The sequence below is a fragment of the Mariniphaga sediminis genome (assembly GCF_003573545.1).
GTDB classification, from domain to species: Bacteria; Bacteroidota; Bacteroidia; order Bacteroidales; family Prolixibacteraceae; genus Mariniphaga; species Mariniphaga sediminis.
Genome location: NZ_QWET01000008.1, coordinates 1 through 13745, shown reverse-complemented (window position 1 = coordinate 13745; position 13745 = coordinate 1). Strand labels below are relative to the sequence as shown.

General features: G+C 38.2%; 7 protein-coding genes and 1 other RNA gene. 2 read left to right on the top strand and 6 right to left on the bottom strand.

Going from position 1 to position 13745, the window contains the following annotated elements; genetic code table 11:
• Positions 1–96 precede the first annotated feature (96 nt).
• Together D1164_RS11905 and ssrA are read left to right on the top strand one after the other, a co-directional pair.
• Positions 97–1536: an MltF family protein gene (locus tag D1164_RS11905; protein ID WP_119350214.1), complete on the top strand. Its 1440-nt coding sequence runs from the start codon at positions 97–99 to the stop codon at positions 1534–1536.
• Positions 1537–1646: 110 nt separating this feature from the next.
• Positions 1647–2046: a transfer-messenger RNA gene (gene ssrA / locus D1164_RS11900) on the top strand.
• Positions 2047–2167: 121 nt separating this feature from the next.
• Here ssrA and D1164_RS11895 read toward each other — a convergent pair.
• From D1164_RS11895 to D1164_RS11870, 6 genes are all read right to left on the bottom strand, one after another.
• The gene (locus tag D1164_RS11895; RefSeq protein ID WP_119350213.1) at positions 2168–4219 is read right to left on the bottom strand and encodes a Sip1-related alpha-galactosidase; all 2052 of its coding nucleotides are present in this window, start codon (positions 4217–4219) and stop codon (positions 2168–2170) included.
• 141 nt (positions 4220–4360) lie between these two features.
• Complete coding sequence (locus D1164_RS11890; protein ID WP_119350212.1) at positions 4361–5950, bottom strand: sulfatase; 1590 nt, start codon at positions 5948–5950, stop codon at positions 4361–4363.
• Between the two features lie 99 nt (positions 5951–6049).
• Positions 6050–7819 carry a RagB/SusD family nutrient uptake outer membrane protein gene (locus tag D1164_RS11885; protein WP_119350211.1) on the bottom strand — a complete coding sequence of 590 codons (1770 nt, stop codon included), beginning with the start codon at positions 7817–7819 and terminating at the stop codon, positions 6050–6052.
• A gap of 11 nt (positions 7820–7830) precedes the next feature.
• Entirely contained in the window at positions 7831–11259 is a 3429-nt protein-coding gene (locus D1164_RS11880) for a TonB-dependent receptor (protein WP_119350210.1), read from the bottom strand.
• Positions 11260–11379: 120 nt separating this feature from the next.
• The gene (locus D1164_RS11875; RefSeq protein ID WP_119350209.1) at positions 11380–12570 is read right to left on the bottom strand and encodes a FecR family protein; all 1191 of its coding nucleotides are present in this window, start codon (positions 12568–12570) and stop codon (positions 11380–11382) included.
• 97 nt (positions 12571–12667) lie between these two features.
• Positions 12668–13252 carry an RNA polymerase sigma-70 factor gene (locus D1164_RS11870; protein ID WP_119350208.1) on the bottom strand — a complete coding sequence of 195 codons (585 nt, stop codon included), beginning with the start codon at positions 13250–13252 and terminating at the stop codon, positions 12668–12670.
• Positions 13253–13745 lie beyond the last annotated feature (493 nt).

Below are 13745 nucleotides of genomic sequence, written 5' to 3'. Positions count from 1 at the left end.
ATTTCTTTTGCTGCCTTGAAGTATTGGTCGGGGGTAGGGGAGGTTGTTAAACAATGTGGAAATGCAAGTTGTTTATACATTGAATAATAAAACTTTATGAAGAAATATTTCCGGTTTTCAGCGATACTGTTACTGCTTGGGTTATTGGCGTGCGGACGAACTGCAGAGGAGAATAAAGGCTCATCAGGGAAAGGCGGGAAGGATGGTGTTGGCAGCTTGGAACGGATTAAAAGGGAAGGGAGACTCAGGGCACTTACAACTTACAGCGGCACCAGCTATTTTTTATATCGCGGTCAGCCCATGGGATTTGAGTATGAACTTCTGAAAAGGTTTGCCGATCATCTTGGGGTAGAGTTGGAAATAGTGGTTTCACAGAATATCGACAATTTACTGAACAGGTTGAACGAGGGCGATATTGATTTGGTCGCTCATGGAATAACCATTACTTCCGACCGAAAAGAAAAAGTAAATTTTACAGATTACCTCTACCTTACACACCAGGTACTGGTACAAAAAAAGCCTGATAACTGGCAACGAATGAAATGGAGCGCCGTTGAAAGGGCTTTGGTACACGATGCCATTGAGCTGATTGGCGACACCGTATCGGTACGTAAAAACTCTTCGTACTACAGGCGGCTGAAGAATCTTTCGAGAGAGATTGGTGGCGAAATAGTTATTGATACCCTGCCCGGAAATCTTTCTACCGATGAAATCATAAAAATGGTGGTCGATGGCAAAATTAAATACACAGTGGCCGATGATAATATTGCCAGTATCAATGCTTCGTACTACCACATTTTAGATATTGATGTGCCCATCAGCTTTTCACAGCGGATTGCCTGGGCTGTCAGTCCAAATGCCCCCGGATTGCTGGCTGCTGCAAACGAGTGGCTGGAACAAATGAAGGATGAGGTGGATTATTATGTAATTTATAATAAGTATTTCAGGAACAGACACGATTTCAGAAAGCGGGTGCAGAGCGATTTTTACAGTTTGACCAATAACCGGATTAGCAGGTACGACGAAATTATTAAATCGAATGCGGCGAGTATTGGCTGGGACTGGCGACTGGTTGCTTCATTGATTTATCAGGAATCCCGTTTCGACCCAAAGGCCAGTTCGTGGGCCGGCGCCGGTGGTTTGATGCAGTTGATGCCCTCTATGGCTGAAGAGTTCAGTGTAAAAAACAGGCAGGATCCGGAGCAAAGTATAAAGGGCGGAATGGCTTATTTAACGCGTTTGTGGAATAACTTTGAAATGGTGGAAGATTCGGTTCAGCGGATAAAGTTTACCATGGCTTCTTATAACTGTGGGTATTACCATGTGCTTGATGCCCGGAAACTGGCTGAAATGAACGGCCTGGATAAAAACCGTTGGGATGGTCATGTGGATGAGATGATTCTGGAATTGAGCTACCCTGATAATTACAATAAACCTGGAATTAAATATGGGTATGTCAGGGGAATTGAACCCTATACTTATGTCGAACAAATATTTGAAAGGTATGAACATTACCGGAAATTTATCGAAGTATAAAAGTCTGGCGCCTTTTTTATCATTCATTCCATTTTGATTTCATTATCTGTTTGTGGTTAATTTTTAGTAATTTTGCAACCTGTTCTTTGGCAAATATTGCCTGTTTTACCGGGGCTGACTGGTTTTGACAGCGGGTAGAAGAGGCAGGTAAGCATGCAGGGTTTTGGTTGTTGACCCTTAAAAAATAATGATCAAAACCATAATTGGCGAAAATAATTACGCTCTTGCTGCGTAACCGAATCACAGTAGGTTAATGCTTAATCCCGGTGCTAGGCATTGGGACAGGACATCGCCCGGATGCTAATGCTTTGAAGCGGTCCGAACCGGCGGTGCAAGTAAATCGAAGCTAGCTGAAATAAAGCTCTGGTGTTTTAGCGAAAATAAAAGAGATAAGGTAAACATTGGTGGCCCTGATCCGGTGTTTATTCGAAAATCAAGTCGGGGATAAGCATGTAGAAAGCTTGTTGCTTCCTCGTTTGGACGCGGGTTCGACTCCCGCCAGCTCCACTTTTTATATTTCTTTGGTGCCATGTGAGTCAGGCAAACTTTTGCATTTAACATTGAATACTAATAATTCATTTATTAGATAATGTCATTTCTATCCTTCAATTTCAAAAATACAGAATTGCAACTATTCCTTATTTATGGTTATAGAATACTCCTTAGCATCGGTTTGTGGAACTATTTTATAAAGGTTTTTTGACATCTTTGTAACGCTTGTATGCGCTGCTTCAGGCATTCCATTATCATTCCAAACCAAAAAAGGACCAGCTTCTTTTAGCCTAAGCACGATTTCGTCAGGTGATTTTTTCACAACTTGGCAACTTGCCGGCGATAGGTATTTATCAGGGCGACCAATAACTGCCCAGCCGTCAGATATCGGGATTAGATGAATTATTTTGGTTTCCCATTTTTCTAACTTAGTACTGTAATTTTTATTCATCTCCCAAGCCTTTCCTGTATGAAAATCGTAGGCAACAAGCCCTTCTTCAGGTTGACTCCAAAGCCCTTCGTAGGGCTGAATCATAGTACCACCATATTTATAATCATCAGGTGATAATTTCAACTCCAACTCGCTCTCACTATGAAAATTAGCTAACCAAAACGTAGCTACTTTTCCTTCTAGAGGTGCTACTGCACGGATACCGGTATTTTGGGGATTCTCGAAAAACACTTCCGGAGTTAGCGTTCCTGGAGCCAGGGGACGTAATATTTCCCCATCACTCCAAACAGCTGGCTTAACAATTTCAAAATCAACATCCTTTATGCTTTCAGAAACATAAAGCGGACTCCCTGAAATGGCTCGGATCTCGGTTCCTGATTTACCGGTATGATAATTACTGATAAACAAATCGTGATCCAACCAATGCGTCATACCCAAATAGATTGAGTTTCTCAAATTTTGCACAGCGATGTAACTGTTGTTTTCATCATTTTTATGGTAATCAATGCTCGAACGAATAACAGCACTTTTCTCGTGTTTAAAAACAGTAAGATGATACTGAGAAATACAATTCAATAACCCGTCGAAATTAGACTGCCAAGCCTTTTCTAAAGCTCTATGATTGTAACTTACAGCCTGTATAGCATTGGACTGGCCTTTGTATAACTGAAACATCTGCGTTTGAAAATCGACCTTAATAAAATCGATACCTGATTGGCTCATTTCCTGCGCCCTTCCTTCATAAAAAATATCTGTGCTTTCCTGATCCATTTTAGGAAGCATGAAATTGGGGCTTAACTCAAACAAGTGATTATCTAAGGCCACAATTGTATTGTTTTTAGCAATTCCCCCAAAATAACCAGCCATATGCCACCATTGACCTATCCAACGAACCCCAGAATCGCTTTTTAAGTTTACAAGCGGAGCCAAACCATTGGGAAACTTTGTTTTGTCCGGCTGATAATCTAACAGATGCTTATCCTCTATCGATTCATACCCGTCGTCGATTAACATCCACCGAACAGGAACTTCTGCCGCTTCCATATCTTTCATGATGCTGGTAAGCGTTTCGGTATTTAAGTTTCGCCGCAAATGTTCCCAGGTACAATATCCCAAATAATTAAAATATTCGGGATATTCTTTTTCTGACCTTAAAGCTGTTTTAGAGATTAAGGCTTTTGATGTAAGGGCGGTTTTCCATGCAATAAGGCAAGCTTCATGTGGGGTCTCTCCAAATGCATAAGTAAGTTTAGGCAGTATTCCTGAGAAATTGGAAGTGCCAAAAGTACCTGCATCTAACCGAAACCCTTCATCACCAAGGGTAAAGGTGGAAAAGGCTGTTTCTCCAGCCATGGCCAAAATACCCATATAACTGCTGTCATTTATCTTAAGACAGATCATGGACCCCATATCAATGTTCTTATACGGTTGCTCGGCATTCAAAGAAGTGAGATTGGATCTTAGATGGGCTAAATTCTTAAAATCAACACCTAAGAAACGGTTACCTATAGCATGTTTCTGAACAATAGGTAAATAATAAATGCCGCTTTCAAATTTTGGCAAGATGAGCAAGTCGGAGCTTATAAAACCTAGTGAATCCGGCTTTTGGTTAGTAACTTTGTTTTCTATGATTTTAGCCTCTGAAACGGCAGATAAATCAATATATTGTGCTTGCAACGTTGTAAAAGTTGTTACAAAATACAAGAGAAAATACAATATCTTTCTTAGTTCTGTTGTCATGTAATTATCCTTTCTGTAAGTAATCAGGTTTATTTAATCATCACCTCTTTAAAGCTGACAGTAATGAAAAAACATATGTTGTAATATATATTAACTAATAATCGTCAACATGCACTAAACTATGATAAAACGAGGTTGCAGTTAATCTTTCGTCACCTTGCTTCCCCACCAATCACGATTAGGTTCAAAGTCTTTTGAGAGCATCTCTTTGCGATGCTTTTCCAAATTCGGAAGTAATTCTTTTTTAATATTAGCTTCATATTGTTCTCTCAGTAATGAATTATACTCGGGATCGGGAGTGGCTCTTTTTGCGCCAACACTATTCAACCAATCTAAAAGTTCCTCTTCCATTTGCATTACTATTTCAAGATGAATCTCTGCGACATTGCTTTGTTCTTCAGGATCTTGATTGAGATTATACAATTCATTCCTTTCATCTTCCCAATAGTGAATCAATTTCCAATTACCTTTTCGGATAATGGAGGATGGTTCTCCCCCCTGATTACCATAATGAGGATAATGCCAAAACAATGGGCGGTCCATATAGGTTAAGTCTCCTACAAGGAAGGGTTTAAGACTAATACCATCAACATGTTGGTTAGGTAATAACTCCAATCCTGCCAAATCCAGCAAGGTTGGATAAAAATCAGCTCCTGTTACCGGTATATCAACAAATCCACCACTTAACGGGTAGCCTGGTGCCTTTATAATATAGGGTTCCCGGATACCTCCTTCCCACTGGTATCCTTTTCCTCCTCTAAGCGGACGATTCGATGTTGAATAAGAATCACCTGAAGCTACACCTCCATTGTCGGAGGTAAACACAATAATTGTGTTTTCATCTAAATGTAATTCTTCTAACTTATTAAGCAACATTCCCACGGCATCATCAACACTTTCAACCAAGCCGGCATATACCGGATTATCCTGATTTAATCTTATGGGCAATACTTTTTCCATGGCAAATCCGTTTTCGGCCAGACCACTATTTTCCGCTTTATCTCTATATTTTTGCCATTTTTCAAAAGTTGTCTCTATAGGGCCATGCACTGCATAAAACGAAAGATAAGCTAAGAATGCAGAGTCTTTATTTTCCTCAATGAATTTAGCCGTTTCCTGTGCCAATCGCATAGTTAAATTTTCACCTTCTAACTTGTTTTCAAGGCTAGGATTTCTCCAAGGAGAAAAATAACCACCGATAGGACTTCCTTTATCCCAGCCACCTTTATTGATCTGGAACCCATGATCAAGAGGAAGAGAACCTTCGCCTCCAAGGTGCCATTTCCCGGCAAAAAAAGTTGTATAACCTGCCTTTTTAAAAGCTTCTGCCAATGTTGTGTCCTGCTCTGGCAATGCATGTAAATAATCAGCTGGTAAAAGTTTATCATATCTATTCCTTTTACGCCAGTTTTCTTCTGAAGCAGCTCCAATCCAATCTGTTATTCCATGGCGAGCGGTGAATTTCCCGGTTAGGATGCTCGCTCTTGATGGGCTGCAAACACGACTCGTGGCATAGCCTTGAGTAAAAACAGTACCCTCCTTAGCCAGTTTATCAATATTGGGTGTTTCATAATATGTACTACCTGTAAAGTTCAGATCATGATACCCCATGTCATCCACCAGAATAAAGAGAATATTAAGCCTTTTCGTGGTTTCCTTCTTTTTAGCATCCTGACTACAGGAAAGCAATAAAACCAATAATAGCAATACTAGAATTCTGTTGTATTTCATTTTATAATCTTGTAGTTATAAATAAGTTGACTAAAGCTGAAGGCCCATACGACATTAACATACGATACAGGCCTTCTTACTTATTAAACACTATCCTTATTAAAAAGAGTAACCGGGATTCTGCTCTAACTTATCATCTCTTACCACATTTTGAGGAATTGGGAAATAATAATGTTCAGGTCTAAATTGCCTTATAAATTGCTCAACATTCTTTTTCATAGTAAGTTGATAGGTGTTTGCTTCAACATTCCACACCCAATCGACACCACTTAATTGAGAATTTAAATATTCTTCTGCCAATCTCCACCGGCGTAAATCCCAAAATCTATGATGTTCGAACATCAACTCCACTCTTCTTTCCTGTACAATAGCATCAAATGTAAGTGAGCTATGAGGCACTAATCCCGCACGAGCTCTAATATCGTTCAAGTACTTCAAACCTTCACTAAGATGTTGTTCCAGACCTAATGCGGCTTCAGCATAATTCAAATAAATTTCACCCAATCTAAAAATTGGCACATCACTGGAACCTTCTCCTAAAAGCCATGGAACTCCGTTCAGAAATTTTACCTGACCGAATCCTGTATGACCTGCATTTGGTCCTGTATTCTGGTTCTGACATTTGAGCGGAACTGCATTTGCTTTAGCATAATCCGGGTCAGTAACAGAAAGGTGATAATAGATTGGTTCGCCTATATATTCGGTTTGAGGAACGGCTATGGAGGCGAGTAAACGTGCGTCTTTAGCTCCGAAAAGTTGATCGAGCGAATAGAAATTTCCTTTTTTGAAAGCCTCTCTCCAGGTTATATCTGTACCATAAAGCATATTTCCCGGGGTTCCGTCCATATATTCAAAAGCTTCAAGATTTTCCAGATAGGGTGAAAACATATTCCCCCAATATTCATAAGCAGTTACACGTGGATGAAGCAAAGCCTCCAAATTATTGTAACGCCCGCCAGCTCCGGTAAACTCCATAAGCATGATAATTTCATCATTATCTTCAATAAAAAGTTTTCTAAAATTATCTATCTGATTGTTGTCGTTAACCTGGAGGGAGAACCCACCTAGATCAGTGAGTTTTTGCGATGCATTTAAAGATGACTGATAAAAAGCTTCGGCTTTAGACGGATCTATCCCCACTAAGCCATCTTTAGTATAAGTCAGTTTAGAGTTATTAGCTGCGATACTTCCTGCGTACAACATGGCTCTACTTTTTAAACAAAGCACAGCCCACTCGGTAATGTAGGTTTTATGATTTTGCCTACCTGAAAGTAATTCATAGGCCTTATCTAATTCTGATTCAATAAACCGATAAACCTCCTCCTCTGTGCTTCTGGGAATTTGTAGCGTTTCAATATCTGCGGAAGGGTTTTGAACCGTTGTGACGATCGGAACACCACCATAACGTTTTACCATTTCAAAATAAGAAAAGGCCCTCATAAAATAAGCTTCGCCTAATTTTTGGTTTTTAAAATCTTCAGAAAAAGAAGTAGAGGCATTCAGATTTTCAATTGCTGTATTAACATCACGTATAAAACCATAATCCCAATTTCCTATAGGAATATCAGTATTATCTGCCGCTAGTCTGCCGTCCGTATATGCAACCCGTGCCTTCTGCCTGTTAGTCCCTTCGCTTCCCATATGGCCAGCTCCGTAGTATTTATCGAAAAAGTTTGTTGACGTTGTTTCATCAAGGCCAAAAATAAAATTTGCCCTGCTATAGAGGTTTCCATAATAAGCTTCTATCAAGGTTTCATCGTTCCATACCTGATCACTACTTACAACATCCAGCCTGGTTACATCCAACATGTCCGTACAGGATGCTATCGTGATCGCAATAAAAAATAAAACTATATATACATGTTTCATGATTTCTTTTTCTATAGTGATAAATTAAGTCCTAAAGTAAATACACGTTGTGCCGGGTAACTCATTGGTCCTCCAGATTCAGGATCGTACGGATATACTCCAAGATTATCTATGGTAATTAAATTTGTTCCCGAAAGCGTAAAGCGACAAGAACTAATACCCAACTTTTCTGTCATTGAGCCAGGTAAGGTATATGCAAGAGATAAATTTTTTAACCTTACAAAAGAGGCATTTACAAAATATTTGTCGATAAAGTTATAATTTGTTACACCATTGCTGCGCGCAGGGAAAATAGCATCGTTACCTCTTTCAGGTGTCCACACATTCTCGGCAATGTATTGGAATGGCACACGATCGTCTACATTTCTTGCGTAACCAACCATGTTCATGCCAAAATTGGCAGCCCCTTGCCAAAACATATTCACCTCAAAATATTTCCATTTCAATGATGTATTCCAGCCATACATAATTTCAGGAGCAATTCCTCTTCCAATTACTCTTTGGTCGTTCGAGTTTATAACCTTATCACCATTTAGATCTTTTAATTTTATATCGCCAGGCCTCAGATTTCCGTTTCCTGCACCTCCTCCATAATCAATGGTAGCATTATCAATTTCTTCCTGTGAATTAAAAAAGCCATCAAACACATATCCAAAAGTTCGGTTAACCCATTGGTTTGATCTGCGTTGTATACGCTCCTGATCTTCATTTTCAAAGGTTTCAGACTCTACATAATTGAGGTATTTCTCCCGTGCCCAAGAAAAATTGAACGAGGTATTCAATTTTATTTTATTAAAGCTTTCTCTATAGCTTATTAAGAATTCAACACCTCGGTTGTCTCGCGATTCTAAATTTGATAATGGCACCGTCGCACCTGTTGTAGATGGCAGACTAATGTTGTCTCTGGCAAGTAAATCAAATCTTTTACGATAAAAAACATCAAGCTCTACAGATAGTTTATTGTCCATTAAACCAGATTCAATTCCAACATTGTAGGTGTTGCTTCGCTGCCAGGTGATAAACGGATTAGCAATACCTAAAACTCCAAGACCTGTCAATAGTTGATTGTTAAAAACATAAGTCTCATTTCCTGTAACAATTTTGTACCCTGTAATGTAGTCAAATGAATTGGCGTTATCATTTCCAAGCTGTGCAAAGGAGGTTTTCAATTTAAGTCGGTTAACAAATCCTTCTTCATTATAGAAAGGTTCTCTTGAAATTACCCATCCTACAGATACCCCCGGGAAGAAACCATATCTGGTTTCTTTTGGAAAGTAAGGAGAACCATCATAGCGTCCCGATAATTCTAATAAGTATTTACCATCGTAATTATAGTTAACACGTCCCACGCATCCCAAACGAGCGAATTCAGAAGCACTACCGTTATTCTGTTGTGAAGCGGCCTCCCCGGCAAACAGATAGGGTACGCTACCAGAAATAAGGTTTTTACGACTGGCAAAAAGATTAGTGCCTTTATCTTGTAGTGTTTCTAAGAGTAGTAATCCGCTGTAGTTGTGCTTTTTGTGGCTGCCATTATAACGCAACCCCAGTTGATTGGTTAATCTCTGAAGAGTCACGTCGGTATGCCCAAGATATGTTGATTGCGTGGGCTCTATTGCAGTATAAGTGTTACCATCATAGTAATAGGGTGTAAAGGGTACTCTTAACTCTTTCTCAAAATCAAATGTATTATTGACAGCAAGCTTATCAAAAATCTGTAACCCTTTAACTCCCGGAATGTCATAGGTAAAGTCTAGCGATCCCACAACAACATTTACGGTATTTAATTTATATCCGGATATCGATTTAGTGGTAATGGCAATTGGGTTAAAGTTTCCGATGGTTGCATTGGATACCGGAATAGCACCATTGGGCAGACTGGCAGGAAAGCCAGGTTCTGAAATGGTTAGTTGATTTAAATCATTTGATCCATCGGTACTATAACGATCGTGATACTCCTTTCTCCACGAAAAGTCCATTGATAGTTTCAGGCGATCGGTTACCTTGACATCCATGTTCATAGTGGCATTGAACCTTTCGTAATTGAAATCTTTGGACGACCATATAGTCCCCTGGTTTAAATACCCTACAGATCCAAAATATTTAACCCTTTCGTTTCCTCCTCTGATATTCATATTATGTTGGTGCATTGGCGTGAAGTCCCTGGTAATGACATCAAACCAGTCTGTACCCGGAATACTCCCATCTTGTAATCCTGCATATCTCTCAGGTGTTATCCTGCCTTGAAGATTCGATAATATTTGCTCTTGTTTTCCCGGATCAGCGTACTTAAGTGCATTATATTGTTCTAAAAAATTTGAGTATTTGGGGAATTGGGTATTTTGGGTCATCGAGAAGGTTGAGCTTAAACTCACTATAGGCTTACCTTGGATCCCCCTTTTGGTGGTGACAAGAATTACCCCAGCTGCTGCCTGTATGCCGTAAACGGCCGCTGCCGCATCCTTAAGAACAGTAATACTCTCTATTTCATTTGGGTCTATTTGCGAAAAAGACCGTTGTATACCATCGACAATAATTAGGGGAGATTCGTTTTGAACTCTATTGTCGTCTGTATTGTTTACACCGAATCCCCTGATACTGATAGATGCAACATCGTCACCTGGTCTGCCAGAGGCTTGCCTAACAATGACGCCAGGTGTTCGACCAGCCAAAGTTGAATTAATATTGGATGTTGGTACAGAGGTGATCTCTTCAGATTTTATTGTAGATACTGCCCCAGTTACACTAGCCCTTTTCTGAGTACCATAACCAACTGCAACAACTTCTTCAATCCCAATAGCATCTTCTTCTAAAGCAAGACTGATCAGAGTTTGTGTCCCAATGATAACTTCTTGGGCTTTCATCCCTACAAATGAGAAAATCAAGGCTTGTGCATCATCAGGCACATCTAGAGAATAATTGCCATCAATATCTGTTGTGATTCCAATAATTGTACCTTTTACCACTACTGAAACCCCCGGAAGAGGTTCACCATTTTCATCGGTAACTTTTCCGGTAATTGTTTTCTTTTGGGGTTGTTGCTGTTTGGCCTCTTTTTCAATGTCAGGATTGAGGTGTTTGGTCTCTTTTACTCCTATCATTACCTGTCTGTCTTCAACTTTATAAACATGATTGGTCCCTTTGAACAACAATTCAAGTACTTCAATAATTGTTTTATCCTCAACATTAATGTCAAGTTCCCTTTCGAGGTCTATTCGGTCATCTTTATAAAAGAATACATATTCGCTTTGAGATTCAATCTTCTCGATAATTTCTTTTACTGTTACCTGATTTAATTCAAGCGATAATTTTGTTTGTTGGGCATAAGTATTTGCACTTATCGAAATAATTGAAGTGAAAAAAAGTATGATAAAAATCTTCATAGTTCGTAATACTTTTTTATAGCCCGCATAACGGATTATTGCAACATTAATTTTCATATATTTGAATGTTTAAATTAATTAATTGACCACAGGGTCGTTAATTTTTTTTCGCAGACCGGGTGATGTCTGACTCACATTGCCCGGTTTTTTAGTTAGGTTGTTTATGTCATAGGCATATTAATTTTTAATGATTAATTCGTTTTTGTTGCTCTCTATTTTTAATGATGAGACAAAAGCAATGGTTTCCAGTACTTTCTCAACATCTTCTTTTAAGTCCAGTTTACCCGAAAAAGTATCGTTTTTAAGGTCTTCGTTTCCCAGTGTTATGGTTTTATTGTAATATCTCGATAGTTTTTTTACTATGTTTCCAAGAGGTTCGTTCTGATATATTAAAATTCCTTTGTGCCAACTGGTATAATATTGTGTATCAACCTGTTTTTTTGTAATAGATTTCGAAGCTACATTATATTCAGCAAGTGTTCCCGGAACTATTTTTAACTTCGATTTCTTTGATAAACTTGGGCTTTTATAGATAATCTCAACACTACCACTTTCAAGCACAGTACTGGTTAAGGCATCATCAGTATAAGCGCTTACATTAAAAACTGTCCCCAGCACTTTCACTTCAATCCCAGTAGTTATTACCTTAAAAGGCAGTTTTTTATTGTGGCTTACGTCAAAAAGTGCTTCTCCTTCTAAAAATACTTCACGTATGTTTTTATTAAACTTTGTCGGATAGATAAGCTTCGAACCCGAATTTAACCATACCTCACTGTTGTCGGCTAAAACAACTTTACTTTTTTTCCCATAAGGTACAATAACTGTATTGTATGCAAGCGTACTATTATCAATCTCACGCTCAATTGGCTTTTCATCTATTATCAGCTTTCCTTCCTGGCTTGTGTAATCAATCTCTGATTCGTTGGTCTCTACCTCTATTTCAGTTTTGTCGTGTAGAATTAGTTTGGTGTTACCCTCTATTATAGTTTGTTCGCTGTTTTCTGCAAATTCCACAATTTCGGGCTTTTGATTAAAATGTGGCATAATAATTTTAGCAGCAAGGAACAACAGAATTATAGCTGCAACTGCCCGAAAAAACTTTCTTTTTAATACCACTGTTCTTGGTTTTATTATCATCGAACGGTTTTCTGCCTCCTTAATCTTCTGTCGCAATTTTTCAAGCCCTTTATCATAGTTAAATTGTGCGGTTGATGGTGTGCGTACACTGTCCCATTCCTTTTTTAGCCAGTTAAAAATCTCTTTGTATTCTTTATTTTCTAAGTACCTTGCCAATAACTCCTTGTCGGCAGGAGTTGCTTCATCAGCAAGAACTTTTGTAGCAATTTTGTAAAAAGTATTCTTATCCATTGGTATGTCGTTTCACCTTTATGACAAGATTTTATTACCCGACCGACCATTGAAAAAAGAAAAATATACTATTTAGATAAATTCTAAATAACTGTAGTTATTTTACCCTACTAAAAAATGAGAACAATATGAAGTGAATTTTGGAATAATATCTTGCGATGTGTTTAACCGCTTCAGTCATTTGTTTTTGAACCGTATTTACCGAGATTGAAAGCACCTCAGCTATTTCCTTGTATTTAAGCCCATCAATGCGACTTAGTTTAAAAATTGTACGCCGTTGTGGGGGGAGTTCATTTATAATTTTTTCGATGCGGTTTAGAGTATCGGAGTAATTTAATCTTGCATCGGGTACAAGGTCAGTGACAGTGTCATTTTGATATGCCTCATCAATTTCCCGAAATTCAATTTTTTGGGTTTTTAAAAAATTGAGTGCACGGTTTCGCGTAGCAGCAAAAAGATACGACTTTACATTTGAACGAATGGAAAGGATTTCCCTTTTTAGCCAGATATTCAAGAACACATCAGACACGACTTCCTCTGCATAGTCAATACTTTTAACGAATTGCAAGGCAAAATTGCACAAGTTGGAATAGTACTTTTTATACAATTGTTCAAGTGCCTTTTGATCGCCAGATTTAATAAGGTTTATTATATTTTTGTCTTTATCTTTATCATTAACCATTATAAATAAGCCTATTGATAGCAAATATAAATTTTTAATAGGAAGTGGGCATTAAGAATCTAATAATTCTGTGAGATGGCGTTGTGCAAAAAGCTCACATAAAGGTCAAAGTCATCAAGAAATCGTTTTTATTTAATCCTTCCTTCTTGCCCTCCACTCCAATAAAACCATATCTCTTTGAACTAAAAACCAACTACATTCTTTAAATTTGAAATAAGCTGTAAACCATAAAAATACAATTGACATAAATTACTAATATTCAAACATAATTAAGAATGCATTCGAATCCATATTATTGTTAATACTATCACAAAATCAATATGAACTTATCATATGATTCAATAAAATTTGACACATTTACATGTAATTTAACGTCAGTTCGATGTAAGAAACCTAAGAAATTGCTAGCAAAAAAGCAAAGTTTTGTTTATATTTAAGTGTCTTATATTTAAATATTTAACAAACAAAACCTTGCTCTGATATGGACTCTAAA

What these genes read in the sequence shown, in the direction of transcription:
- D1164_RS11905 (WP_119350214.1), top strand. Translation starts at nt 97, where the DNA reads ATGAAGAAATATTTCCGGTTTTCAGCGATACTGTTACTGCTTGGGTTA.
- D1164_RS11895 (WP_119350213.1), bottom strand. Translation starts at nt 4,219, where the DNA reads ATGACAACAGAACTAAGAAAGATATTGTATTTTCTCTTGTATTTTGTA.
- D1164_RS11890 (WP_119350212.1), bottom strand. Translation starts at nt 5,950, where the DNA reads ATGAAATACAACAGAATTCTAGTATTGCTATTATTGGTTTTATTGCTT.
- D1164_RS11885 (WP_119350211.1), bottom strand. Translation starts at nt 7,819, where the DNA reads ATGAAACATGTATATATAGTTTTATTTTTTATTGCGATCACGATAGCA.
- D1164_RS11880 (WP_119350210.1), bottom strand. Translation starts at nt 11,259, where the DNA reads ATGAAAATTAATGTTGCAATAATCCGTTATGCGGGCTATAAAAAAGTA.
- D1164_RS11875 (WP_119350209.1), bottom strand. Translation starts at nt 12,570, where the DNA reads ATGGATAAGAATACTTTTTACAAAATTGCTACAAAAGTTCTTGCTGAT.
- D1164_RS11870 (WP_119350208.1), bottom strand. Translation starts at nt 13,252, where the DNA reads ATGGTTAATGATAAAGATAAAGACAAAAATATAATAAACCTTATTAAA.